This is a genomic window from Spiroplasma endosymbiont of Colias croceus (assembly GCF_964020095.1).
GTDB lineage: Bacteria > Bacillota_I > Bacilli_A > Mycoplasmatales > VBWQ01 > Spiroplasma_E.
The window spans coordinates 1,487,533-1,513,788 of record NZ_OZ026536.1; the positions used below are offsets into that span (position 1 = coordinate 1,487,533).

Below are 26,256 nucleotides of genomic sequence, written 5' to 3' on the forward strand. Positions count from 1 at the left end.
AGACAATGTCTTTATACAATAAAAAACAAAAACATTTAATCCTAGTTGATTTAGATGGTACTCTATTAAAAAGTGGTGGTCGAGAAATTCATATTAATACTAAAAAAGCACTAATTGATGCTCAAAAACAAGGTCATATTGTTTGTATTGTCACTGGTCGACCTTATCGTGGATCAATTAAATTTTATCGTGAATTAGGTCTTAATACATTACTATGCAATTTTAATGGTGGCCATATTCATGATCCAAAAATCAAAAAATTCAAACGATTAGTTTTTCCAATTTCTGAAACAATTGTTAAACATATTTTAAATGAAGACTATATTTTTCAACAAATTGAAAACGCGGTTATTGAATATTACAACAAAGCAGTATGTTGAAAAAAAGATGATTTCTTTGAAACTTATTTTCATTTAGATACTATTGAAAATGATACTTTTACAATTAGTAAATTAATTCGTGATTGAAAAGGGAGCGCTAATGCCATTTTAATTGAATTTAAAGAAAATACTAATCTTGATCAAGTATATCGTGACTTGGAAAAATATTCAAACTCAATTAAGGTAAATACTTGAAATCGTTATGATAATAATAAACTAATCTTTGAAATTTCAAGTAAATTTATTGATAAAGGAATGACAGCTCGCATTTTGGCTCAATATTATAATGTTGATATTAGAGATGTTATTGCTTATGGTGATGAAATTAATGATAAAGAAATGTTGATGGAAGTTGGCTATGGTGTAGCAATGAAAAATGGTAATATTGTTATTAAAAGTATTGCCAATGATATTACTACTAAAACTAATGATGAGGGTGGCGTTGGTGATCATTTATCAAAATTATTAAATCTTTATGAAGAAAGTGAAATTTATATTTAATGGAAATGAAAATATATTAACTATTATTTCTATACTTGTAATATGATATAGTTTTTAAACATTAATATAAGTTTTTAACCTATTTACTTTAAAAATAAAGTAAATAGGTTTTTATTTAAAAAAGTTTTTTATAAATTTAATATACTAAAATAAAAAACCTATTGTTTTATTTTTCAAAACAATAGGGCATTAATTATATTAAACTTCTACTAAATATAAATATTTTAATACTATTAATACAAAAAACTATAAAACTTCTAAAGGCAAGAAGTCAAAAATTTCTGGGTGATTGGCACAAAACTTTAATTCCGAATCATTTTTTTGTTCTTCAATTTTAATTTTTAATTCATTTAATTGTTTTTTTATTTTAAGTAATTGAGCAGGTGCTGGTGGTTGTTTATCTCATTCATCAAATAATGTTTTACCTGTTTTAAAAAGTTTTTCATACTGACATTTTAAACAACTATTTTGCTGTGATTCATGATCATGGATATTTTTGCCAAACATAAAATTACCTACTTTCCTCAATTCTTTTACTTAAATTTATTATACCAAATAATAAAAAAGGAGAAATAATTCTCCTTTTTAACTAGTAAAATGTTATAAAACCATTGGTAAATAATGTAAGAAAAAACTATTTTCCAATTCTCATCCTCAATCACGCTGATTCTGAGGTGTTAAAATTCATCTAGCAAAACTTTCAGCAAAAAATTCATCATCAAGATTTATATTATATTTACCATTAAATCAGGCACTACGACCATAATTACTATTAACTGTTATTAAACCAAATAATAATTTTTGCTTAATATTAGTTAATTTTGCTTGTTGACCTAAATAATCAATTAAATATCAAGTACGATCATAAATTTGTTTGTTATCATTGTTAACAGTTAGTTTATGATAAACTGATGTCATATTAGTATTAACATCACTATAACTGCTATCTGCTCACTTTCAATTAGCATTAAATGAATTTCTTTCATCAGCACTTAAACCAATAAAATTACTTAAAGCATGACCATATTCGTGAGTTGTAACACTAATTATTTGATCTGAAGATCAAAATCCCTCTTGAAATTGTTGATCAATTAAATTAATATTTGCAAATTCAGGACCATAACCCATACGTTGATTATCAGCTTCTGAATTAAAAGCAGTTCATGCTACTGTGCTATCACTTACAGCAACTGGTGCTACTTTTTGAATTAGTTTAATAACAGTGTTTTTAGGAAAAACTTTAGCAAAAATATTATAAAAACGTAATTGTTGTTGCTCTGCTAATTGTAATTGTTCATTATTTAAACCAGCTTTTTTATACATTTCAACTCAATTAACATCAATGGTTTTACCACCAATTTTAGTATGAGTTAAATCATATTGTAAACTATCATAATTACTTCAAATTACATCACTTTTATTATTATCATACAAGTTATTAAATTCATCAATACTTTCTTTACTTGCCATTTGATGGATTTTATATTCATATTTTTTTACCATCTTTGCATCTTCTGGTGAAAGTTTTCATTTTAATAAACTAGCATTAGCATCATGCTTATTTAAATAGACATAATGATTACTGTCTGGAGAAAACGTTAACATTAAACCATTAACTGTTACAAGATTTAATGCTGTAATCATAGTTACTAATTTAATACCTTTTTTCATAATTAACCTCCCCTTCATATCATAATTATAATTATGATTTTACATTGTAGCATTTAAATAAAAATCCTGCACTAACTATTCTCATTTATTTTTAATTTTTTTATTAGTAAAAATTTCAACTTCAAAAACAGCAAATTCTTTGCGAACCTTTATAACTTTAAATGAAAAATTTCGAAATTTCAAAAGTGGACTATTTTTCCTTACTTTCTTTACTTTTGTTTTGAACATATATCATTCTTGGACAGTTTGTTTATTATAATTTGGAGGTTTTCTTTTTAAATAACGTTTAAATAATACTTCAAGTTTTAAAGAACCATCAACACGAAACTTATGTGTTCCTATTTCTTGTATCAATCCAATTTCATCAGTTTCATCATAAATTTCACCAACTAATTCTTCAAGAATATCTTCAAGTGTAATAATACCATTAAAATCTTTTTTATCTTTATTATTGCAGACAATAGCCATATGCATTCTTTCGGTTTGTAAAATTTCCAATGCTTCATTTAACTTAGTACGCTTAGAAATAAAAATTGCTGGTAACATTAATTGTAATAAATCTGGATTTTCATTTTCTAACATATTAATAATAAATTCTTTAATATTTAAAATACCAATTACATTTTGATTAACATGATCTAAAACAGGAATTCTACTATATTTTTCTTCTAAATATAGATGTTTAATAACTTTAGGTGGCGTATCATCATAAATATATTTAATTTTACTTTTGGGATGCATAGCTTGAAAAACTGATTTTTCATCAAATTTAATTGCAGATTCAATTAAATCACGTTCTGCTTTTTCAAGAACTCCTTCTCTTTCAATTATTGAAATCAATTCAATAAGTTCTTGTTCAGAACTTGTTGGTTTTTTACTTTTAAATTGAAATAAAGTAACAATAAAAGTTATTGGATAAAAAATAATATTAAGAATATACAAAATATATGCATAATTTAAAGCTATTGTCTCGGGATGTAATTTTGCAACACTTTTAGGTATAATTTCACCAATAATTAAAACAACAATTGCTGAAACTAAAGTTGATATTAAAGGACCATAAGTAGGAGAAACATGAAAAGAATCAATAAATAATATGGTACTTAAAGTACCAATTCCAACATTAATTACTGTGTTACCAAGTAAAATTGTTGTTAAAGTTACATTATAATTTTTAACTAACTTAAATACAATATTAGCACGACGACTTTTCTTACTACGTAATTTACCAATAGATTTAATTCTTATAACATTTAAAGAAGTTAATGATGTTTCAGCAGATGAATAAAAACCACTTAAAAATAATAAAACTAGCAATATTATTAAATAAATATACCAATTACTGTCCATATAGAAAAAAAACTACTCCTTTTGATTTTTATATTGTTATTAAGATTATAACATAGTATACTTAGTACGTTATATTTAATTATTAATTTATTACTCATATAACTTTATGATATTATATTGAAGGTGATGAAAATAAATGTGTAAAAAATTTGGACTAATAGCAGCCTTAATAATAGGCACAACAACTAGTTTACAAGTTAGTGCTTGTACAGATGATTCAAAATATCAAAAATTTATTAGTGATGTTAATAGTGGGCATGCTTTTTTTGGCATACTTGGTGCTGCTGATAATCAACTTTCTAAGCAAATTATTGACGGTTTACACACAATGCAAATCAAAAATAATAATGTACCAAGTAAATGAGATAACTGATTAACAGAAAAGAAAACTGAAATAAACAGTGTTACTACTAATGGGACTATTGATATTAAAATTTATGAAAAATCTCCTTATGCCAACCCTAGTAGTGATATTGTTAACCAATTTTGAAATGATAAAAAAATTAGTTGACAACAACAAATTTATCATTGACTACTTGACCATAAAATTTCTGATAATAGTTCAGCAGCTGTTGCTGATTCAGGTGTCAAGGAAATTCAAAATCCTGTTGATAAAGAAAGAGCATTTAAAGCTTTACCAATTGTTTTTATTGTTAATAAAGGTAAACTAATAACTGTTGGCCAAGAATGAGGAACTATTGATAATCCAAATCAGTTTTTTGATCAACTAACAGCTTTAATCACAGGTAATCTATTAAAAACTGCTGCTAAAAAAACTATATAATTTTTAAAAGAAGATATATAATTATCTTCTTTTACTTTTTTATTTCTTAATATTGATTATTCCATTTTTTATAAATTGATATAACTAAGATACGTGTTTATTTTTTATTGTATTTTATTTATAAGGTGCTAAAATTTTAGTAGATAAGCAGATTTAGTAAAAATAACAATAATTCTAAACATTTCTAACTCATTACTTTTTTTAAAGTAATGAGTTTTATAGTTAAAAAGAGGTATCTAAAATGAATGATTTACTTATTAATAATACCAGTGAATTGGTAACTTTTAATACTAACAATACAGATCCTACTAATATAAAAAATATTACTTGAAAAAATTCTATTCAAGAACACAAAAATAAAGTTGAACAAACATATCAATTTTTTTTAAAATCACAAGAATGAGGAAAAAAGTTAAGACAACAAATAACAACACCATTAACAACAACTAAAATTAAAAACAGACATAAAAAAAGAAGCACAAATATATTAGTCTCAACACTAACAACAGAACAAATACAAAGATTATCACCAAAACAAATAAAATGATTAACAAATTGACAAATTAAAGAACTTACAGCAGAACAAATACAAAGTTTTACAATTCAACAAATACAATCATTTACACCTATACAAATTCCATGATTTACTAAAGAACAAATTGAATACTTTACAGAAGAACAAAAAGAAGTATTTTGACCAAAACAAGTAATCACAAAGATTAACACTATGGATTTGCAAAATCAATCAACAACAAGTGAATTTAAACCAAATTTACCCAAAATGTAAAAAAAGCTTGTAACTTAAAAGTTACAAGCTTTTTAAAAATTAATTTTTAAACAAATTATATTGATATAAAATTAAATTTTTGACTACTATTAATAGTAAAATCGAGGCTTTTATGTAATCTGTGTATCTTTGTTTTACAAAGTACTAGTTTAGATTAATTCTATCTTCAAATTTTATCATAAAATGAGCAATTGCTGTATTTCAATTTTGAATGGGCATTGTTCATTTTTTTGTTATATTTTCAATTGCTAAATAAAATATTTTAAAAACTCCCATATCATTAGGAAAAACTTTTTTATTTCTGATAACTTTTCGTAATTGACTATTTACAGATTCAATAGCATTTGTTGTATAAATCACTCTTTTGATTTCTGTAGGATAACTAATAAAAACCATTAAATTATCTCAATTTTTATATCAAGATTTAGCAATTTGAGGATATTGTTTATTTCACTTATTTTCAAAGGATTCTAAAGCCTGCATTGCTTGTTCTTCACTACATGCAGTATAAATTGGTTTTAAATCTGCAACTAGAGATTTTCTATGCTTATATGAGACATATTTCAAACTATTTCTAATTTGATGAACTATGCATAATTGATGTTCTGTTTTAAGATAAACTGATTGTATTGCTTCTGACATGCCTGTTAAATTATCACTGCAGGCAATAAGAATATCATTTAAGCCACGATTTTTCATTTCTGTTAAATTTGCTAATCAAAATTTAGCACCTTCATTTTCACTAATTCATAAACCTAAAACATCTTTTTTACCTTCTAAATCAACTCCTAAAGCTATATAAACTGATTTATTAATAATCCTTTTATCTTGTCGTACTTTCACTACTATGCAATCAAAATAAACAATCGGATAGACACTTTCTAATGGTCGATTTTGCCATGCTTTTACATCATCAATAACATCATCAGTAATTTGACTAATAACACTTTCACTAATATCAGCACCATGATATAACTCTTGTAATTGCATTCTAATATCTGATAATGTCATACCTTTTGCATATAAAGAAAGAACTTGTTGATCAAAACCATCAAATCTTCTTTGTCTTTTTGCAACTATTATAGGATTAAAATTACTATTGCGATCTCGTGGTACATCAATCTCAATTTTACCTTGTTGAGTTATTATTTTTTTTGAACTTATACCATTACGAGCATTGTCACTATTACTATGTTGATTCTTATCCTATCCTAAATAATTTTGCATCTCAGAATTCAACATTTTTTCTACTAATCTTTTTGTTAATTCTTTATACAATCCTCCCTCTTTAAAAACTGTTGTTAAATCTTCAGTATTTTCTAATAATAAATCTACTGCTTTTGATATTGGATCATTATTATTAATATTTTGCTTTTTAGCCATCTGTAACTCACTCTTTCTAGTCATTTAATTATATTTACTAGAATTAATTAAACATAGTTATTTTTGTAAGTTACACAGATTACTAAACATTACCGTAAAATCTCATTTACCATTTTCATTTATTTCTTGAATATTAAAAAACTATCAAAACTAATACTATGTTTTAATATTAAAGTTCAGTATTACCAAAAGTATTATATGTTCTAGGAAATCCAATAACAACTACTTCTTGTAATGAATCAACTTCATTTTGCGTTATTTTTTTATATAAACCATTCTTTCATTTTTTAAAAATATCACTAAAAAATAAACAAGTAAACTATTACTAAAATGATATAACTAACATAGTATCTTTACTAATTTTTTTTAATTTATCTATTTTACTTAAACTATTATTTAAAATAGTTTCTAAACAAAATTCAATCTTTAAAAAAGAAAAACTATAAAAAAGAATTAAACCATCCTTTTTATTTTTCATTTTAACTATCTAATTTTGTTCTTGTAAAAATGTTAATAATTGCTGAATTGCTGAATTACGATGAGAAATTTTATTTTTATCTGCCAATGACAATTCACCTAAAGTAGCATGTACTACTGGAACATAAAATATTTGATCGTAACCAAAACCATCATTACCTTTTATCTCAGTAGTGATTTCACCTTCAAGTTTACCAATAAATGCTTTAGTAATCTTATGATCAAAATCAACATAAGCAATAGCAGAAATAAATACTGCTGCACGATTAGTTTCACCTTCCATTTGTTCTAAAATGTCTAACATTGCATCATGATAGGACATTTCACCCTTTCATCGTGCTGAGTTAATACCAGGAAAATTATTTAAAGCTAATATTTCTAACCCTGAATCATCAGCAATTACAGGACCATTCACTAATTTTGCAAGTGTTGTTGCTTTTAAAATTGCATTTTCAATAAATGATGTACCTGTTTCATTGATTTCAAGAGGAGAATTAAGATCTAACATTGATTTGACATTATATCCCTTTGTCTGTAAGATACTCTTTAATTCATTAATTTTACCGATATTATTAGATGCAAACCATAAGGTTTTAGCAGTCATTAATAATCAATCCCTTCACGAGCAATTTGACCTTTTTCAAAATAATGTTTAATTGATTTAACTTCACTAATTAAATTAGCACATTGCTCTAAGGCAAAAGATGCATATCTACCAGATAATGCAATTTCAATATGTGATTTTTTATTTTTTAAAATTTCAATTAAGTCTTGTTCTTTAATCAAATTATTTTGAATACACCCTAAAATTTCATCAACAACAATAAGATCAGTATTATCATTTTGACTTAACAGTTTTAATCTAGTAAGACCATAATTAGTTTCTTGTTTTAATTTATTTTTTTCTTCTTCATCCATTTCTCAAAAAAATTTTTGCGAAGATTCATAAAAACTTTCAATTTTAAGTTTAGTATTTTGTTTTAAAAAATTAATTTCACCAGAAGGACAATTTTTTAAAAAACGTAAGTAACTAACATTAAGATTATTACCCAATGCTCTAATTACCATACCATTAAGAATTGAGGTTTTACCTCTTCCTTCACCTTTATAAATATGAATATAACCTTTTTTTAACATACTATCACTTACTTTCAATATTTTTTATTTAATAAATTGTATAATTTTATTACAGACAATACAAGCAAAATAGAGGTGTCATTTTGAAATTTAAAACTATTAAACCACCATATCAATTAGAACTATTAAAAACAAAAGGTTTAACCAATGACTTATTTTTAGTAAATAAACATTTTTTTTAAAACAATCTAAAGATATTTTGCAACCTTTTTTGAATTTTACAAATCAAATTAATGTTATTAAATTAATTAAATCAAAAAAATTTACATTACCTATTAATGAAGTCAATATTAATAATAATAAACTATTAACCTTAATGCCATATTATCATAATTTAATTAATTTAAGCGAACAAATAATTAATAAACAAATATTAGAACAAATTTCATCATTGGTAAAACAACTACATAATATTAAATTTGATAATAAATCATTAATTAAAACTTGAAAAGGTTTAGAACAACTTAATTTATACTGTAATTTAACTACTAGTAATCCTTGCTTAGAAAAAATAACCAGTGAGGTAATCAAATGAATTGCTACTTATCAACCAACAACAATTGTTTTATCTCATAATGATTTAACATTAAATAATTTTGTTAAAAAAAATAATTGTTGATATTTAATTGATTGAGATTTTGCTTGTTGAAATGATGAATTATTTGATATTGCCTCTTTTGCTTCTGAAAGTTTAACTTCTGAAACCGAAATTAATACTTGATTTAATTGTTTTAATTTAAATAATGAACAAATAATTATTGCTAAAAATGAATGAATTATCAAAATTTAATTTGATATTATTGAGCTTGTTATTTATACGAACAAACTAATTTAAACATATATAAAGAAATTAGTGAAAGTAAATTAACTAATCTATTAAAATAAGTTATTTAAATAATTCATCATTTTAAGTCTGATTATGTAGTTTTAACTTCTTAACAAATTGAACCATAATTAGGTAATTTATTAGTAGTCTGTTTTTTTTGTTCAATTTGTTTTCCTTGTAAATTTATTTCTACTATATTATTAACAGCTGAAATGTTTGATTCTATTTCAATAACTATACATTTATTATTTGAAGCGTGTTCTTGTAACAATGGCATTCTTTCATCATTTACAATTTGACAATTATCATTTGAAGTAATATTTTTTTGTAAATTTTCTTTATAATCACAGTTTGCGCAAATTTCATTATTATCTTTTATTTGATTTATAAATTCTTTTACTCAATATTTCATTATTTATTTAGTCCCTTTTTTCTTTTTTATTTTTCATTAGCATATACAATAAAATTAAATTTTATTGGAAATAGTTTTTAATAAATAGTATTTATAATGTTAATAATTATTGTAAATATAAAGAATATCACAATTATTAAAGCCATAATTATTGTAAATATAAAGAATATCACAATTATTATGGCTTTAATAATTTAGTACTAGAATTAGCAAAATATTTAATTGTTTCTATTAAATCTTTATCGACTTGTTTTTTTAAATCATCTAAATTAGTAAACTTTAAATTATCACGAAGAAAATCTAAAAATCTAACTTTAATGATTTTTCCATATAAATCTTGATTAAAGTTTAATAAGTAAGTTTCAACTAACGGCTTATTATTACGTAACATAATTACTGTCATACTTTGATATCATCTATTATCTACTTCAGTAAGCGTAATATAAGTAGCAAGACCCGGTAATGCATAGTTTGTTAATAACGATAAATTAGCAGTTGGAAAATTAATCGTTCTAGCCTCTTTAATACCATGAACTACTTTACCACTAATTGTATATGGCTCTTGTTGTAAACAAAGATTAGCACTACTAATATCTTTATTTTGTAAAAGTTGTTTAATATAAGTTGAAGAAACTTTGTTATTATTAACAATAATATCATTACAAAGATAAACTTGTAATGAAGATTGTTGTAATGTTTTAATATTACCTTGCCCTTGATAAGCAAACCTAATATTTGGGTTAACAACTACTGCTTTAACATTATTTGCCAATAATCACGAAATAAATTGCTCTGGTGAAAGTGTTGCTATTTCTTTACTAAACTTAATTTCCCAATAATAATCAAAATTGTATTTAGCAATTGTTTTAATTTTATCTTCATTACTTAATAAAACCTCATTATTTTTATTACTAATTACACTTTGTGGTTTTCTATCAAAACTAATAATACATGTTTGATAATTATTTATTGTTGAATTAACTAATAATTGTTTAAATAGGGCTTGATGACCTTGATGAATACCATCAAAAAAACCTCAACAAGCAATAATTGGTTTAGACATCAATTTTTGATTTTGAATATTTAGATTTTTCAATTTTAATATCTTCATTACATTTAAAACCTCGTTGGCTTACGTATAAATTATTTTTTTGATTACGATAAATAGCTAATGGCAAATGTTCAGAATTAACAACTAAAACATATGGCTCATTAGTGCTATCAATAACTAAGGGTTTACCATCAATAACACTTTTACTATTATCAACAACAATCGCTGGCATAATATTTTTAACACCATCATAAATACTAATATGATTTTTACTAACTGTTTCTTCATTAATAACATCTAAATTTAGGGCATTACTTAAATCAAAACCCGATTGATGAATTCTTCTCAAATAAGTTAAAGTTGCTGATGTATGTAAAATTCTAGCAATGTCAGTAACCAAAGCTCGAACATAAGTTCCTTTTGAACATACTACTTCAAAAGTAACTAAATCATTATTAAAACTAATTAATTTTAAAGATTTAATATAAACCTTACGTTTTGGTAATTCAACAGGAATATTCTCACGAGCATATTCATAAAGTTTTTTACCATTAATTTTAACTGCTGCATAAGCAGGAATTATTTGCTGATATTGACGATTATTATAAAATTCAAGTGCTTTAACAATTTCTGATTCTTTTAAATCAAGATGTGGTTTTGATTCAATAATTTTACCAGTAATATCGCCGGTGTCGGTTTTTAAAAATAGTTGCATTTTTGCAATGTAAACTTTATCACTTTTTAAAATAAAATCACTAATTTTGGTTGCTTCATTCACAAGTACTACCATTAGTCCTGTTGCTAAAGGATCTAACGTACCTGTATGACCAATTTTATTTAATTTCAAACGTTTTTTAATAACAACAAGACAATCTTGTGATGTCATAAATGAAGGTTTATCTATTAATAATATATAATCTTTTAACATGTGTTTCACCTACTTTACTTCTTTATCAGAAGTTACTTCTTGATACTTTTCAACATGTTTACAATTTGGATAATTAGTACATCCTAAAAATTTTCGATTTTGTTTTGAAGATTTAACAACCATTCAACCATCTGTACATACTAAACAAGGTTTAATTTTTTCTAATTGTTTTTGAATATATCGACATTTTGGAAATGATGAACAACCCTTAAATTTACCATATCTTCCTGTTCTTTGCACAAGTGGGGCACCACAAAGTGGACAATCTTGATCTAATAAAACCGGTTTAATTTTAAACTCAGTCATTTTATCAAAAGCATCATCAATCCTTGGTTCAAACTTAACTCAAAAGTCTTTTACCACTTGATGCATATCAAAATTACCATGAGCAATTTGATCTAATTGAGTTTCAACTTGTGAAGTATATGTCTCATTAATAATATCATAAAAAAACTCTTGAAGTTTATCATTAGTTAAAAGACCTTTCTCAGTAGCTTTAAAAGACTTATTTTCAATAATAACATAACCGCGTTCTTTAATAGTGTTCATAATTGGATTATAAGTCGATGGTCGACCAATTCCTAGTTCTTCTAATGTTTTAATTAATTTAGCTTCTGTGTATCTTGGTTTTGGTTTAGTAAAGTGTTGCTGTAAATTTACTGACTCAACTTTAATAATTTGATTTTTTTCAAATTTTGGTAAAACTAAAAGTTCTTCATTTTCAAGACTTTCTACATCAAGCATTAAAAATCCTTTAAACTTGATTTGTTGTCCTGTTAAACGAAATTGATAATCATTATTTTTAAATAAGACAGTAGTACTAATTAATTGTGCTGGTGCCATTAATGAACTAAGGGCACGAAAATAAATTAAATTATAAAGTTTTAATTGATCTTTATTTAAAAAATCAATAGCACGTTTATTATTCATTGTTAAATCAGTTGGTCTGATTGCTTCATGAGCATCTTGCACATTTTTTTTATTAGTCTGTTCTTTCTTCTGCCCAAGATATTGTTCACCATATTCATTAACAATTAATGTTTTGGCATTTTCAATAAATTTATCATTTAAACGTATTGAATCAGTACGAGGATAACTAATAAATCCAGTAAGTGTTCCATTAACATCAATTCCTTCATACAATTGCTGAGCAATAAGCGTTGTTTTAGCAGTACTAAAATTTAATTGTGTTGATGCTGCTTGTAATAAACTACTAGTAGTAAATGGATTTAATGAATTACGCTTACGATTTTGTTCAGTAACAGAAATTACTTGATAACTATCACTTAATGCATTTTTAATAGCAACTGCTTCTTGTTCATTATTAATAACTAACAGTTCTTCTTTATATTTTTCACAATTTAATATTATTTTTTTTTGATAAGTACTATTAATTGTTCAAAATTCTTTGCTAATAAAATTAGTAATTTCACGTTCTCTTGTTGCTATTAATTTTAATGCTACTGATTGTACTCTCCCTGCACTACGTGAACCGATCTTCTTTTGTAATAGATTACTTAAGCGAAAACCAATGATACGATCAACCATTCTTCTTGCTTCTTGACTACGAACTAATGGTAAATCAATACTATGTGGAGATTTAAATGCTGTTAAAATTGCATCTTTAGTAATTTCATTAAAAGTTATTCGTGATGATATATTACTTGTTGCTAATACTTGATCTAAATGATAAGCAATTGCTTCTCCTTCACGATCATGATCGGTTGCTAGATAAACATGAGTAATACTTTTTAATTTACTTTTTAATTCTTTTACCTTTGGCATTTTTTTGCGATCAATTTTGTAAATTGGTTCAAAAGTTTCTAAATCAATTCCCAAACCATATTGACCTTTAATTGCTAAATTACGAATGTGTCCATCCGAAGATAACACTAAATAATCATTACCTAAATATGATTGTACTGCTTTACTTTTAACTGGAGATTCCATGATTACTAATTTTGATGGCATCTTATATCTTCCTCTATATATAATTTATTAGCTTTATTCAAATACTATTTTGTAATATATATAACTTTAACGCGAAAGTCAATATTTTTTTGGATATATGCTTTTTTATAAAAATTTTAAATAACTTATTAACAATTAATAGACTTCTTGCAAAACTATGATATTAATCACATTTTTTAAGTTTAAAAATTTATTTTAATAACACTTTTAATATTTTTTAAAAATTATTGTTCAAAATATGTTTTATTTTTTGTCATTAAAATACAACAAAAATTATTATTTCAAATAAAAAAATAAAATATTAAATTATCAAATATATTTAAATTAATAATTGTAAATTATAAATTGAAGCTATTAAATTAAATCTTAATGCAAATTTTTTTCTTCTATTTCGATATTTTTCACTAATAATTTTAAATTTTTTAAGAATCGCAAAAACATGTTCAATAACAACTCTCATTTTTGAAATAGCCTTATTATTTTTCTTTTCTTCTTTAGTTAAAGGGTTTTTCTTTGATTTTCGTTTAGGTAATAAGACATTTTTATGTATGTTTTGTATACCTTGATATCCTAAATCTACTAAAATAGTTGTTTCTGATAAAAATTTCGTTTTTGAATTTTTTAAAATTTTAAAATCATGATTTTTACCATAAGAAAAATAAGAACTTATAATTTTTTTACTATCTTTTTCAATTATGACTTGAGTTTTTATTGTATGTTTTTTCTTTTTTCCTGAATAATATTGTTTTTGACTTTTTTTGGGCGTTGAATAGTACTTTCAGTCACATCAATGATAACTGTTTTATCTTTAAAATTATTATTTAACAGTGATTTTTGCCCATCAAGTTGTTGAAAATCAGGATGTTTTATTAAAAGACATATTCCGTAATTAAATTTTTTAAAAGTCAATTAATAATTTTAAAATTTATTTTAAAATTTTGTTATTAACAATAAATTTAGAAAAGTGTTGATAAAAATGATTTTTGAAAATTTAAAAAAATTAAAAAATGAAGAATTTTATAGATATTTTGGTATAAAACGTTTTCATTTTAATGAAATGTTAGAAAAATTAATTGAAATAGAAAAATTAGAAAAAAATAAAGGTCGAAAAAATAAACTTTCAGTAGAAGAAAGATTAATGATGACTTTATTATACTGAAAAGAATATTATACTTTTTTTCAAATGAGTATTAAATCTAAAATGAGCCCATCAAGTTGTTTTCGAAATATTACTTGAGTAGAAAATAAACTTAGTAACCACAAAGATTACCAATTTTTAAAAGAAAGATATAAATTAAAAATTGATAAAAAACAAGAAAATTCAAATGAATTTCAATTTTATTTAATTGATTCAACTGAGATTGAAATTGAAAGACCAACTAAAAAAAACTACAGTTAGAATATTTTTCTGGTAAAAGTTGAATGTATTCTATAAAATTTCAAATTGTATATGATTTTTTTAATAAAAAAATTGTTGATATTTTTGCTGATAATGGTAAAGTGCATGATTTTCAAATATTAAAAAATTCAAATCTTGAATTTTCAGAAAAAACAATAATTATTGGTGATTTAGGATATCAAGGTATACAAAATATTTATAAAAATACAATAATACCAATTAAAAGAACTAAAAATAAAAAATTAACTAAACAAGAAAGAAAATACAATAAGATTGTATCTAAAATTAGAATTAAAGTTGAACATGTCTTTGCTTGATTGAAAAGATTCAAAATTTTAGTAAATAAATGTAGAAAATCTAAATTTAGACTTATGTACTTAAGATTTAACTTACTTTGTGAAATTTTTAATAAAATAAAACCATTAAAATAAAAAAAATATTAAAAATATTTTTTTAAAATTTAAATTTTTATCGAGTTAATATAAAAATATTATTAACAATTTTTTGTTTAAAATGTAAACTCATTTTTTAAACTATTTTTTCAAAAAATATTTATTTCTATATTCAATAACACTAAATAGTTTTAAAACAATTTTATTGACAATTAATTAAATTTAATTACGGAATATGTCCAAAGTATTTTCTATTCACTTGATATTCCTATAGCAACTACTTTCACTAATTCCATAACTTTTAGCAATATGAAAATAAGTTCGATACTCTCTTCAATATTCTAAAGTCATTAATAAACGATTTTCTAATGATAATTTATTAGGTGTACCACCATTTTTAAACTTTTTTTACTTCTTCTGTCTTTAAAATTTCTAGAATTTTATTAAAAATAATATCATTTATACCAGTTAATCTTAATAATTCTGGATTGTTAATAGTTTTTAATTTATCAAACATCATAGATTACCTATCTTTTTTATTTTTAATTTTATTTTAAAAATTAAATTTTTAATAGATAGGTTTTGCAAGAAGTCTAATCTATAATCATTAATTTCATCTACTAATAATTGTTTTCTAAAATTCTTTTATTGCTGTCATAAAAAATAAATTTACTAAAATAATCATTTCAAAATAAAAAAAATAATTTTGTTTTAAAGAATAAAAAAATAATCAATTTCATTATTAAATTTGGAAAATTTTAAAGATATTTCAAAAATATAATATCAAATATCGGGAACTCAATTATTTAACATTATTCCAATTGCCTTTTCATCAGTTTTTTTGAAATTTTTTTCACTTATTAATTTTATCTTCAACTATTTTAATTAAATTAATTCAATTTCTATAAAAATTTCCACCTTTTTGTTCATTAATTTGTTTATCTAACTTTTTACAAACTTTTTCAAAATCTCTTACTCCATTAGGAAAAACAAACAACACAGGATTTAATTCAACAATTTCAAGTCCTAATGTTTTTTTATTATTTATATTTTCTAAAATAAAATCTGGGCCATTTAATCTACCTTGTTCTTTTGTAGTACCTATATATTCTTTTAAAATATAATTCTTTCTTATTTTAATAGGAATTCCTAAATAATGATTAGAGTCATTAAATCACTTAATTTCACTATTATTTATTTGAAAAAAATCATCAGGAATTATTTTTATCAAACTAGGTTTTAAAATGTCAATACCTTTATTATCATGGTAACATCTTAATCATTCATCATTAGTTTGATTATATATTAAAAAATCAAAAAATCATGACTCTATTATTTTATTTGAACGAGGAATTAAAAAATCAATAATCTTAAGTTTAGTTAAATAAGAAAAATATATTTCAAATAAATGATTTTTGCAAAAATCAGATGCATATATAGAGTTACTAAATTTAAATAACTCTTTATTTTGTTCTAATTTATTTAAATTTGTTAAATGTTCAAAAATCATTTTTTTAAAATAATTTAAATCTAAACTATGACTAAAAATATTTTCTTCACAACTTTTAAATTGACATTTTTTATTTTGGAATTCATTGAAAGTAATTGTTTCTCTTCCTCATTTATTTAAATTTTTTGACATAATTAACACCTTATAAAAATGATTATTACTATATATATATATATATTATAAATAATAACTACTTTTTCTTTCTTCTTTTTAATACAAATATTGGAATAACAATTGCAAAAAATATTAAAGCAGTAAAACCAATAGTAATAATCATACATATTCTATTTATCTTTTTTTTGTATTGATTTAACTCTTGTGGATTAATAATTTCATAGCCATAATAACTTATAATATTACGTTTACGAAATTTAAAAATAACAATATTAATCATATGAATAAAGAAAATAACACCTAAAATAATTGCTAATGTTATTGCATCTTTAATAATATCAGGAACATTAACTGTTCATTTTTGAATAATAAAAGTTAATTTCTGACCACTAATCAAAAACATAATGCCAATAATAATACCAAGAACAATATAACTACTAATACTTATTCAATTAACAATTATCAAGTTAGCATGAATTTTACGATAATTTCTAATTATAAAATTAGGAGGTAATAGCGATCCTTTTAGTGTTCTTTCAATATATAAATCCACTTCTCTTCTTAATGTCACAAATTCAATAATATTAATCAAAATAATAGTAAGAGCAATAATTGCTAATGGAATAGTAATTACAGGATGAGGAATAATTTTTATGTTAATCATACCAAAATATAAACCAATAAAAGTTGAAGCAATAATTAATGTCATAACACCAATAAATAATAAAATCAATTTTTTTAGCTTCTCTGATTTAATTTCTCTGCTAATTGGTTTTGGAATTTTAAAACTATTTTTATAACTAACTATTTCCATAGTATTAAATGTTTGTGGTTGATCATAATACATATCTTTTTCTTTAGTAAAGTTTTCATTGATCGGCACTGTCTTTTTTTCTTGTAAAGGTATTATATAAGAACTAGTAACTTGTATATTTTTACCATCATATTTTTTTTCATTATAATCATTTTCATTAAAATCAGAATTATGAATATTTTCTTTATTTTTATTAATTGGTGGTACAACATTTCTAAAATAAGTGTTATTATTAGTTGATTTTTGATAACCTTCTTTATCTGATAACCTATTTTTTTGTGAAAAAAATTTATCAAATAATTTAAATTTTATTTTAGACATATACATCACCTACATTTAATTAGTTAAAATATTTTTTTGTCTTTTTAGAAATATGTTTACTTGAATAAAATTTTCTTTGTAATTTGGCAATTTCATGTTCAATTTCCAAAATTTTATCTTCAAATTGATAATCTTTTTCTTCTAAACTTAAGTATCCTTTAATAGAAATCCTTTTGCGTAAATACATTATTAATAAAATTGATAATAATAACAGAAAAATCAAAAGTGCTAACCCACCCATTGAATATAAAAAAGTAGTAATTGGAATCTCAAAACCTAAAAACTTAATGGTATTAGTACTACTATCATCACTTACTACTGCTAACACTAATTTCACCTCATACATTAGTATATAAATATTATAACAAAAACACCAAATCTAATTAATATTATCTATTTAATAGCTTATTTTCTGTTATAATAATTATTTTAATAATAAAAAAGAATATTATTAATATTCTTTTTCATATGTTCATTCTTCGCTACGTAAATATTTTGCTGCAACAAATTGTGCAAATATTGCTAGAAACAGACCAAAGAAAGTAATCAATAATAAAATTGTATAATCAAGGATTGGACGATTAATTAAAAATAAATCTTCTGGTGGGCGCTGTAACTCTAAAATAAATCTAATTAAATTTCATCCAAAAAAGTAAAGTCCCATTTGAACACCTGCATGCATCATTCGATAATGATGTGGATTATTTATTTCATAAAGTTTTTTGCTTTTATTTGTATAATCATTAATTTTCTTACCAGAAGGTTTGACTTCTGCTAATGCTTTATTTACTACATTTTTTTGTACTTGATTATAATAGTAAACTTCATTTCACATTTTAGTTCAAGTCAAATGCTTTGGATCACGATTTACTTTATTTCAATATTTTGGATTAAAAGTTATTTTTCCTCAGTATTTAAAATTATCTTTAAAATCAAATTGAAACTTATCTGGCTCTACTTTTCATGGCTTTTTACCAAATCATTTACCAAGATTTGGAACAATAAATGTAATCGCTAATCATAAACCTAAATTAGCAATTGATTCATAAAGAAATATTGGTGCACGATAAACAATTTCACCATTAATCATTTCGGGATTACCACTTGGTGCACCAATTAATTTAAAACAATTATCACGAATAAAAGCAGGTAATCATGATAATGAATCATAACTTACAACGTTACCAAGTAATTCATGATTAAAGAAATTACCTCAACGTCCTAATATCTGCCCTAATAAAATATTAGGAATAATTAAATCGCCATATATTCATAATGATATTTTATACTTACGACCAACAAAGTAAAAAATAATTGCACCAGCAATAATGCCAAATAAAACACCACCATGAATAGACATCCCTGGTTTTCAAAATGCAAATTTTTCAAAAAAACTAATTGACTTATCAGGATCATCCTTACCAAGAAAACTAGCACCAAATAATGAAGCAGGAATAATAAATATTATTGATGATGCTAAAGAATCAGTAGGAACACGATAACGTTTAAATTTTACTCAAGAAGCAATAATTGAAGCAAAAATACCTGACATAATAGCAAATGCATAAACATGAAACCATCCACCATAAGTATCAGTAATGCCGTGAGGTCCAACAAAATCTAAATTTAACATAACAAACACCTCACTTACAAGACCATCTTTTAATATAGAATACCATAATAGAATACCATAACTAACTAAGAATCACAATATAAATAAAGGGAAACAATACATATTACATATATAATTTTGATAAAGTGTAATTGTAATTCACATTTTTTTAGTTTTTTTATTGTATATTATTTTTTTCAAATATAAACTTAAATTAAGATTTACCAAAAAACAAATACAAAAAATAATAGACTTCTTGCAAAACTATGATATTAATCACATTTTTTAAGTTTAAAAATTTATTTTAATAACACTTTTAATATTTTTTAAAAATTATTGTTCAAAATATGTTTTATTTTTTGTCATTAAAAGAGGCTTTTATGTAATCTGTGTATCTTTGTTTTACAAAGTACTAGTTTAGATTAATTCTATCTTCAAATTTTATCATAAAATGAGCAATTGCTGTATTTCAATTTTGAATGGGCATTGTTCATTTTTTTGTTATATTTTCAATTGCTAAATAAAATATTTTAAAAACTGCCATATCATTAGGAAAAACTTTTTTATTTCTGATAACTTTTCGTAATTGACTATTTACAGATTCAATAGCATTTGTTGTATAAATAACTCTTTTGATTTCTGTAGGATAACTAATAAAAACCATTAAATTATCTCAATTTTTATATCAAGATTTAGCAATTTGTGGATATTGTTTATTTCACTTATTTTCAAAGAATTCTAAAGCCTGCATTGCTTGTTCTTCACTACATGCAGTATAAATTGGTTTTAAATCTGCAACTAGAGATTTTCTATGCTTATATGAGACATATTTCAAACTATTTCTAATTTGATGAACTATGCATAATTGATGTTCTGTTTTAAGATAAACTGATTGTATTGCTTCTGACATGCCTGTTAAATTATCACTGCAGGCAATAAGAATATCATTTAAGCCACGATTTTTCATTTCTGTTAAATTTGCTAATCAAAATTTAGCACCTTCATTTTCACTAATTCATAAACCTAAAACATCTTTTTTACCTTCTAAATCAACTCCTAAAGCTATATAAACTGATTTATTAATAATCCTTTTATCTTGTCGTACTTTCACTACTATGCAATCAAAATAAACAATCGGATAGACACTTTCTAATGGTCGATTTTGCCATGCTTTGACGTCATCAATAACATCATCAGTAATTTGACTAATAACACTTTCACTAATATCAGCACCATGATATAACTCTTGTAATTGCATTCTAATATCTGATAATGTCATACCTTTTGCATATAAAGAAAGAACTTGTTGATCAAAACCATCAAATCTTCTTTGGACATATTCCGTAATTAAATTTAATTAATTGTCAATAAAATTGTTTTAAAACTATTTAGTGTTATTGAATATAGAAATAAATATTTTTTGAAAAAATAGTTTAAAAAATGAGTTTACATTTTAAACAAAAAATTGTTAATAATATTTTTATATTAACTCGATAAAAATTTAAATTTTAAAAAAATATTTTTAATCTTTTTTTTATTTTAATGGTTTTATTTTATTAAAAATTTCACAAAGTAAGTTAAATCTTAAGTACATAAGTCTAAATTTAGATTTTCTACATTTATTTACTAAAATTTTGAATCTTTTCAATCAAGCAAAGACATGTTCAACTTTAATTCTAATTTTAGATACAATCTTATTGTATTTTCTTTCTTGTTTAGTTAATTTTTTATTTTTAGTTCTTTTAATTGGTATTATTGTATTTTTATAAATATTTTGTATACCTTGATATCCTAAATCACCAATAATTATTGTTTTTTCTGAAAATTCAAGATTTGAATTTTTTAATATTTGAAAATCATGCACTTTACCATTATCAGCAAAAATATCAACAATTTTTTTATTAAAAAAATCATATACAATTTGAAATTTTATAGAATACATTCAACTTTTACCAGAAAAATATTCTAACTGTAGTTTTTTTAGTTGGTCTTTCAATTTCAATCTCAGTTGAATCAATTAAATAAAATTGAAATTCATTTGAATTTTCTTGTTTTTTATCAATTTTTAATTTATATCTTTCTTTTAAAAATTGGTAATCTTTGTGGTTACTAAGTTTATTTTCTACTCAAGTAATATTTCGAAAACAACTTGATGGGCTCATTTTAGATTTAATACTCATTTGAAAAAAAGTATAATATTCTTTTCAGTATAATAAAGTCATCATTAATCTTTCTTCTACTGAAAGTTTATTTTTTCGACCTTTATTTTTTTCTAATTTTTCTATTTCAATTAATTTTTCTAACATTTCATTAAAATGAAAACGTTTTATACCAAAATATCTATAAAATTCTTCATTTTTTAATTTTTTTAAATTTTCAAAAATCATTTTTATCAACACTTTTCTAAATTTATTGTTAATAACAAAATTATAAAATAAATTTTAAAATTATTAATTGACTTTTAAAAAATTTAATTACGGAATATGTCTAAAGAAACAAGAAAAGAAGTAATTAATAATGCAAGAGTAACTGATACTTGATTAGGTTGAGAAATGGGTGGTATTTGAAATGGTAATTGACCATTAAAACATGAAATACATTTAGAAGATAAAAAAGTTTTATCTTTTAGTAATGAAGGATGATATGTTTATCTTGCAACTAATAATAGATTTAAAGATATTGCAATTGAAATACAAGATGCACCAAAAAATGATAGTTTACAACAATTATTATTAAACATGTTAAGTTATACATATAATTACAATAGAAATTTTGAAGGTGCTACATATGATGAAAAAACGGGTAAACCAACAAATAAAATAGCAGAATTACGTGATACATTTTCGGGGCAAAAACCTGACGAAATAATTACTAATTTATTTAAACAATGAGAGTTAGATTATCCAAATTATATAAATTTGCAACAAGTTAAAATATTTAAACAAGTATTTATTATGTTATCAAAATATATTTATTCAACTTTATCAATAAATAAAGGTTTGAATGATGATAATAAAATATTATTACCTTATTATTTTGAACTAAAATCAAGTCCAATAAAACCCAGTAAAAATGATATTTGACAATTTAAAGATATAAAAGTTATATTAAAATCTGAATATTTTGATTTTTCAGATAAGAATAATATTAAATTAAAAAATAATGATATTAGTCAAAATGAATTATTTAAACTTGATGATAATCAATTTAATTGATTATCTATTACAAATGAATTAGAAAGTAATAATATTCCATCATTAGTTCCTGCTGATTGAACACTAGCAAATGGAGAATATGGTAAATATTTTACACGATTAATTATTAATAAAAATAAACTTGAGAATACTTTAAACTTATATGGTTCAAATAAATCTCAATTATTTTCTAAATTAGAATTTTATGAAGAAATATTACAAATTGATAACAATAATGAATTTGATTTACAAATTAAAAAAGCAATTAATAATTTAAATCGTATTGAAATTAGTGGAATATTTGGTGCTGGTAATTATGATTTAATTTTAATAACTGATAAGCAAGAAATAAATTTAAAAAATATTAATCTATTTGATAAATATAACGAAAATATTTCTTATATAAATATTGAACTTTAATTATCAAAAATATCCATCAGGATAATTACCATCTCATGATATATCTATTCTTTCAAGAGTATTTCCACTATTATAAAATTCTGTTTTTTCAGGAGTATCAGAAAAATAAATTTTAAATTCATTTTTTATATCGACTGAAATACCATGAATATCAGACATTCATATTTTTTGAACACCTCATTCAACTTGTTTATGTGGAGTTAAAAAATATTTAACTCCACTAACATTATGGGTAAGCATCCCCCCATGATTAAACCTATTGTTCCAGTTGTAGCACCAGTTAGTGCTAATGCTAATGTTATTTTACTTAAATTTATTTTTATTCATGTTTTCATAATAAACTTCTCCTTTTTAATTTATTAAATGTTCTGCATTATTAATTTCGTCATCATTTTCTATTTTTTTAATATTTTCTAATAATTCAGGTACAAATCTATCTTCACATTCATCTGCATGTTCTTCACATGCAAAAATATTTGCTAATTCTTCGTCATCAATTACTACATGAACAATATTATCTGAAATATTATTACATCCTTTTCTTTGACAAATTACAATTTCTTCATCAAAATTATCATTCATTATTTTAAATTGTTTTTGTTTACTTTTTACCTTTTTTCGAACTTTACTCCTTTTTTTACTCATAAATTCTCCTTTTTTCCTTGATTTTACTTATAAATTGTACTATTTTTGATTATTTTTACAAGTATGCTTTTAAATGTAAAATAACGCCTAAATTAAAGGCGTTTATTTTGTGATACCTATACTATTAATTATATTGAAATTGTTTATTATATTTTAAATATGAAAGCATTTTTTAAAATAATTTTTATTTTATTTAAAATTACACTTATATATTTATATAATAATTAAGTAAATTAATTTTTTAAATATATTTACAATAAATTTAGATTTTTTTAAAATAGCTAGGAGAAGTAAAATTGAATTTTAATTATAAATGAACTTATAAAGAACAATATCCTAAAATTGATAAATTAATTTTAGAACATATAACAAAGAAATGAGAAAAGTGAGATTGAAGAATAAAAAATACAAGAGATAAAAAGAAATATAAAATTGTTGATTTTCAATATCGAACAAGAAAAACAATGTATGGATTAGTAACTTATAAAAGAAGAATTTATGAATATTTTGATGAAAAATTACAAAAATTAGTTCGTGTTTGTTTAGTTGATGAAAAAATGGAACTTCCAAAATATAAAAGAATTGGTGAAGATATCGAAGATACTATTATTGAAAATTTTGCTGATGGAAAAAGATATCGTGATATTTGTGCGATTTGTAAACAGGCAGGTATTAGTCTTAGTAGCGTTCATAGAGTTTTTAAAAATTTAAAAATAAATGAAGCAAATCCAGTAAAAGTAAAATTGGAAAAAAATCAACCTATTTTTGTAGCAATTGATGATGGACATCGAAAATTTTGAGATTTTAAACGTAAAGGTACAAAATACTCTATGAGATTAATAGTAACATATACAGATAATATTAATCATAAAGTACAAAATAAAAGAGTAAAAGCAATTATAAGAAAAACAAGAACTCCAATTGGAGTTAAAAAAACTGCTGAATTTGTTAAAGACCATTGTCAAAAATTTTATGAAAATATTGAACAAGCAAAAATTATTATTTGTGGTGATAGTGCAGGATGAATTAAAGAAGTTGCTGATTATTTAGGTGCACAGTTTGTTTTAGATAAATTTCATTTAGTTAGGACATATTCCGTAATTAAATTTAATTAATTGTCAATAAAATTGTTTTAAAACTATTTAGTGTTATTGAATATAGAAATAAATATTTTTTGAAAAAATAGTTTAAAAAATGAGTTTACATTTTAAACAAAAAATTGTTAATAATATTTTTATATTAACTCGATAAAAATTTAAATTTTAAAAAAATATTTTTAATATTTTTTTTATTTTAATGGTTTTATTTTATTAAAAATTTCACAAAGTAAGTTAAATCTTAAGTACATAAGTCTAAATTTAGATTTTCTACATTTATTTACTAAAATTTTGAATCTTTTCAATCAAGCAAAGACATGTTCAACTTTAATTCTAATTTTAGATACAATCTTATTGTATTTTCTTTCTTGTTTAGTTAATTTTTTATTTTTAGTTCTTTTAATTGGTATTATTGTATTTTTATAAATATTTTGTATACCTTGATATCCTAAATCACCAATAATTATTGTTTTTTCTGAAAATTCAAGATTTGAATTTTTTAATATTTGAAAATCATGCACTTTACCATTATCAGCAAAAATATCAACAATTTTTTTATTAAAAAAATCATATACAATTTGAAATTTTATAGAATACATTCAACTTTTACCAGAAAAATATTCTAACTGTAGTTTTTTTTAGTTGGTCTTTCAATTTCAATCTCAGTTGAATCAATTAAATAAAATTGAAATTCATTTGAATTTTCTTGTTTTTTATCAATTTTTAATTTATATCTTTCTTTTAAAAATTGGTAATCTTTGTGGTTACTAAGTTTATTTTCTACTCAAGTAATATTTCGAAAACAACTTGATGGGCTCATTTTAGATTTAATACTCATTTGAAAAAAAGTATAATATTCTTTTCAGTATAATAAAGTCATCATTAATCTTTCTTCTACTGAAAGTTTATTTTTTCGACCTTTATTTTTTTCTAATTTTTCTATTTCAATTAATTTTTCTAACATTTCATTAAAATGAAAACGTTTTATACCAAAATATCTATAAAATTCTTCTTTTTTTAATTTTATTAAATTTTCAAAAATCATTTTTATCAACACTTTTCTAAATTTATTGTTAATAA

Annotated in this window: 32 protein-coding genes and 1 pseudogene; 8 read left to right on the forward strand and 25 right to left on the reverse strand. The window is 22.7% G+C overall.

All coding sequences use genetic code 4. The features are described 5' to 3' along the window. Positions 1-5 precede the first annotated feature (5 nt). Positions 6-881 carry a Cof-type HAD-IIB family hydrolase gene (locus AACL24_RS09300; RefSeq protein ID WP_174481248.1) on the forward strand — a complete coding sequence of 292 codons (876 nt, stop codon included), beginning with the start codon at positions 6-8 and terminating at the stop codon, positions 879-881. A gap of 246 nt (positions 882-1,127) precedes the next feature. Here AACL24_RS09300 and AACL24_RS09305 read toward each other — a convergent pair whose 3' ends face one another. From AACL24_RS09305 to AACL24_RS09315, 3 genes are all read right to left on the reverse strand, one after another. Further along, positions 1,128-1,388: a hypothetical protein gene (locus AACL24_RS09305; protein ID WP_174480370.1), complete on the reverse strand. Its 261-nt coding sequence runs from the start codon at positions 1,386-1,388 to the stop codon at positions 1,128-1,130. A 93-nt stretch (positions 1,389-1,481) separates the two neighbouring features. Beyond that, entirely contained in the window at positions 1,482-2,552 is a 1,071-nt protein-coding gene (locus tag AACL24_RS09310; RefSeq protein ID WP_339046380.1) for a hypothetical protein, read from the reverse strand. A 75-nt stretch (positions 2,553-2,627) separates the two neighbouring features. Beyond that, positions 2,628-3,869: a hemolysin family protein gene (locus AACL24_RS09315; RefSeq protein WP_339046382.1), complete on the reverse strand. Its 1,242-nt coding sequence runs from the start codon at positions 3,867-3,869 to the stop codon at positions 2,628-2,630. Positions 3,870-4,038: 169 nt separating this feature from the next. Here AACL24_RS09315 and AACL24_RS09320 point away from each other — a divergent pair, with 169 nt between their 5' ends. Both AACL24_RS09320 and AACL24_RS09325 read left to right on the forward strand, forming a co-directional pair. Next, complete coding sequence (locus AACL24_RS09320) at positions 4,039-4,686, forward strand: hypothetical protein (protein WP_339046384.1); 648 nt, start codon at positions 4,039-4,041, stop codon at positions 4,684-4,686. A 241-nt stretch (positions 4,687-4,927) separates the two neighbouring features. Then, positions 4,928-5,473, forward strand: a complete 546-nt coding sequence (locus AACL24_RS09325) for a hypothetical protein (RefSeq protein ID WP_339046386.1) — start codon at positions 4,928-4,930, stop codon at positions 5,471-5,473. 144 nt (positions 5,474-5,617) lie between these two features. On the opposite strand, the pseudogene AACL24_RS09330 reads toward AACL24_RS09325, so the two are convergent. From AACL24_RS09330 to AACL24_RS09340, 3 genes and pseudogenes are all read right to left on the reverse strand, one after another. Continuing rightward, positions 5,618-6,856 (reverse strand): annotated as a pseudogene (locus AACL24_RS09330) (IS256 family transposase). Between the two features lie 487 nt (positions 6,857-7,343). Then, a complete protein-coding gene (gene rdgB / locus AACL24_RS09335) occupies positions 7,344-7,937 on the reverse strand; it encodes an RdgB/HAM1 family non-canonical purine NTP pyrophosphatase (RefSeq protein ID WP_174480548.1) in 594 nt (197 codons plus the stop codon). Continuing rightward, a complete protein-coding gene (locus AACL24_RS09340) occupies positions 7,937-8,470 on the reverse strand; it encodes a cob(I)yrinic acid a,c-diamide adenosyltransferase (protein WP_339046388.1) in 534 nt (177 codons plus the stop codon). The genes rdgB and AACL24_RS09340 overlap by 1 nt, the downstream gene beginning before the upstream one ends. Positions 8,471-8,786: 316 nt before the next feature. Here AACL24_RS09340 and AACL24_RS09345 point away from each other — a divergent pair, with 316 nt between their 5' ends. Then, a complete protein-coding gene (locus tag AACL24_RS09345; RefSeq protein ID WP_338980674.1) occupies positions 8,787-9,260 on the forward strand; it encodes a phosphotransferase in 474 nt (157 codons plus the stop codon). A 145-nt stretch (positions 9,261-9,405) separates the two neighbouring features. Here the strand turns inward: AACL24_RS09345 and AACL24_RS09350 are convergent, their stop codons facing one another. From AACL24_RS09350 to AACL24_RS09375, 6 genes are all read right to left on the reverse strand, one after another. Further along, a complete protein-coding gene (locus AACL24_RS09350; protein ID WP_252320869.1) occupies positions 9,406-9,708 on the reverse strand; it encodes a hypothetical protein in 303 nt (100 codons plus the stop codon). Positions 9,709-9,886: 178 nt separating this feature from the next. Beyond that, positions 9,887-10,771: a riboflavin biosynthesis protein RibF gene (gene ribF / locus AACL24_RS09355; protein WP_339046390.1), complete on the reverse strand. Its 885-nt coding sequence runs from the start codon at positions 10,769-10,771 to the stop codon at positions 9,887-9,889. Next, the gene (gene truB / locus AACL24_RS09360) at positions 10,764-11,687 is read right to left on the reverse strand and encodes a tRNA pseudouridine(55) synthase TruB (RefSeq protein ID WP_339046392.1); all 924 of its coding nucleotides are present in this window, start codon (positions 11,685-11,687) and stop codon (positions 10,764-10,766) included. Before truB ends, ribF begins: the two co-directional genes overlap by 8 nt. Positions 11,688-11,696: 9 nt before the next feature. Next, positions 11,697-13,658 (reverse strand): type I DNA topoisomerase, encoded by a 1,962-nt coding sequence (topA, locus tag AACL24_RS09365; protein ID WP_339046394.1) that lies wholly within the window; start codon positions 13,656-13,658, stop codon positions 11,697-11,699. A gap of 319 nt (positions 13,659-13,977) precedes the next feature. Then, on the reverse strand, positions 13,978-14,370 hold the full coding sequence (locus AACL24_RS09370; protein WP_339049435.1) for a transposase family protein: 393 nt from the start codon (positions 14,368-14,370) through the stop codon (positions 13,978-13,980). Further along, entirely contained in the window at positions 14,367-14,567 is a 201-nt protein-coding gene (locus tag AACL24_RS09375) for a hypothetical protein (RefSeq protein ID WP_339046396.1), read from the reverse strand. Before AACL24_RS09375 ends, AACL24_RS09370 begins: the two co-directional genes overlap by 4 nt. Positions 14,568-14,634: 67 nt before the next feature. Between AACL24_RS09375 and AACL24_RS09380 the strand changes: the two genes are divergently transcribed. Together AACL24_RS09380 and AACL24_RS09385 are read left to right on the forward strand one after the other, a co-directional pair. Further along, positions 14,635-15,057: a transposase family protein gene (locus tag AACL24_RS09380; protein ID WP_339045912.1), complete on the forward strand. Its 423-nt coding sequence runs from the start codon at positions 14,635-14,637 to the stop codon at positions 15,055-15,057. Between the two features lie 23 nt (positions 15,058-15,080). Continuing rightward, complete coding sequence (locus AACL24_RS09385; RefSeq protein WP_339045908.1) at positions 15,081-15,488, forward strand: transposase family protein; 408 nt, start codon at positions 15,081-15,083, stop codon at positions 15,486-15,488. 183 nt (positions 15,489-15,671) lie between these two features. On the opposite strand, the gene AACL24_RS15580 is transcribed toward AACL24_RS09385, so the two are convergent. From AACL24_RS15580 to AACL24_RS09425, 9 genes are all read right to left on the reverse strand, one after another. Beyond that, positions 15,672-15,800, reverse strand: a complete 129-nt coding sequence (locus AACL24_RS15580; RefSeq protein ID WP_422398046.1) for a helix-turn-helix domain-containing protein — start codon at positions 15,798-15,800, stop codon at positions 15,672-15,674. A gap of 46 nt (positions 15,801-15,846) precedes the next feature. Next, entirely contained in the window at positions 15,847-15,969 is a 123-nt protein-coding gene (locus AACL24_RS15585) for a hypothetical protein (protein WP_422398047.1), read from the reverse strand. A gap of 282 nt (positions 15,970-16,251) precedes the next feature. Further along, on the reverse strand, positions 16,252-17,091 hold the full coding sequence (locus AACL24_RS09395; protein WP_339046398.1) for a hypothetical protein: 840 nt from the start codon (positions 17,089-17,091) through the stop codon (positions 16,252-16,254). A gap of 58 nt (positions 17,092-17,149) precedes the next feature. Further along, positions 17,150-18,208, reverse strand: a complete 1,059-nt coding sequence (locus tag AACL24_RS09400; RefSeq protein ID WP_339046400.1) for an MSC_0882 family membrane protein — start codon at positions 18,206-18,208, stop codon at positions 17,150-17,152. A gap of 19 nt (positions 18,209-18,227) precedes the next feature. Beyond that, positions 18,228-18,536: a hypothetical protein gene (locus AACL24_RS09405; protein ID WP_174480536.1), complete on the reverse strand. Its 309-nt coding sequence runs from the start codon at positions 18,534-18,536 to the stop codon at positions 18,228-18,230. Positions 18,537-18,659: 123 nt separating this feature from the next. Next, entirely contained in the window at positions 18,660-19,841 is a 1,182-nt protein-coding gene (locus AACL24_RS09410) for a prolipoprotein diacylglyceryl transferase (RefSeq protein ID WP_339046402.1), read from the reverse strand. Between the two features lie 391 nt (positions 19,842-20,232). After that, positions 20,233-21,177: an IS256 family transposase gene (locus AACL24_RS09415; protein WP_339049436.1), complete on the reverse strand. Its 945-nt coding sequence runs from the start codon at positions 21,175-21,177 to the stop codon at positions 20,233-20,235. A gap of 177 nt (positions 21,178-21,354) precedes the next feature. Beyond that, positions 21,355-21,762 carry a transposase family protein gene (locus AACL24_RS09420; protein ID WP_339045908.1) on the reverse strand — a complete coding sequence of 136 codons (408 nt, stop codon included), beginning with the start codon at positions 21,760-21,762 and terminating at the stop codon, positions 21,355-21,357. Positions 21,763-21,769: 7 nt separating this feature from the next. Beyond that, the gene (locus AACL24_RS09425; protein WP_339046404.1) at positions 21,770-22,207 is read right to left on the reverse strand and encodes a transposase family protein; all 438 of its coding nucleotides are present in this window, start codon (positions 22,205-22,207) and stop codon (positions 21,770-21,772) included. Between the two features lie 96 nt (positions 22,208-22,303). On the opposite strand from AACL24_RS09425, the gene AACL24_RS09430 reads away from it, so the two are divergent. Continuing rightward, positions 22,304-23,434 carry a hypothetical protein gene (locus AACL24_RS09430; RefSeq protein ID WP_339046406.1) on the forward strand — a complete coding sequence of 377 codons (1,131 nt, stop codon included), beginning with the start codon at positions 22,304-22,306 and terminating at the stop codon, positions 23,432-23,434. On the opposite strand, the gene AACL24_RS09435 is transcribed toward AACL24_RS09430, so the two are convergent. Further along, positions 23,435-23,674: a hypothetical protein gene (locus AACL24_RS09435; RefSeq protein WP_339046328.1), complete on the reverse strand. Its 240-nt coding sequence runs from the start codon at positions 23,672-23,674 to the stop codon at positions 23,435-23,437. 111 nt (positions 23,675-23,785) lie between these two features. Then, the gene (locus AACL24_RS09440) at positions 23,786-24,079 is read right to left on the reverse strand and encodes a hypothetical protein (RefSeq protein WP_339040929.1); all 294 of its coding nucleotides are present in this window, start codon (positions 24,077-24,079) and stop codon (positions 23,786-23,788) included. 296 nt (positions 24,080-24,375) lie between these two features. On the opposite strand from AACL24_RS09440, the gene AACL24_RS09445 reads away from it, so the two are divergent. Continuing rightward, a complete protein-coding gene (locus AACL24_RS09445) occupies positions 24,376-25,194 on the forward strand; it encodes an Mbov_0401 family ICE element transposase-like protein (RefSeq protein WP_339046408.1) in 819 nt (272 codons plus the stop codon). A gap of 173 nt (positions 25,195-25,367) precedes the next feature. On the opposite strand, the gene AACL24_RS09450 is transcribed toward AACL24_RS09445, so the two are convergent. Together AACL24_RS09450 and AACL24_RS09455 are read right to left on the reverse strand one after the other, a co-directional pair. Continuing rightward, positions 25,368-25,775 carry a transposase family protein gene (locus AACL24_RS09450; RefSeq protein ID WP_339045908.1) on the reverse strand — a complete coding sequence of 136 codons (408 nt, stop codon included), beginning with the start codon at positions 25,773-25,775 and terminating at the stop codon, positions 25,368-25,370. Between the two features lie 23 nt (positions 25,776-25,798). Further along, entirely contained in the window at positions 25,799-26,221 is a 423-nt protein-coding gene (locus AACL24_RS09455; RefSeq protein WP_339046410.1) for a transposase family protein, read from the reverse strand. Positions 26,222-26,256 lie beyond the last annotated feature (35 nt).